Origin of the sequence: Paraclostridium sordellii, from assembly GCF_000953675.1 — a bacterium.
Classification (GTDB): domain Bacteria; phylum Bacillota; class Clostridia; order Peptostreptococcales; family Peptostreptococcaceae; genus Paraclostridium; species Paraclostridium sordellii.
Map to the genome: position 1 here is coordinate 3392482 of NZ_LN679998.1, position 249 is coordinate 3392730.

Sequence of the window (249 nt, forward strand, 5' to 3'; positions counted from 1 at the left end):
CTACCTGGTTGATAGGTCAAAGGTGTAAGTGCAGCAATGCATGTAGCTTATTGATACTAATAGATCGAGGACTTGACCAAGATTATTTAAGCAACGGGATAAATATGAATGTATATGAATATTTAGATGTTGGAGAAATGATCATAGGATTTTTAATCTGATAAATGTTATACAGTTTTTAGAGTATTAACTCTAACTAAATAGATGATAATCTATTAAAGATTATGTGGTTACTATAGCAAAGAGGAT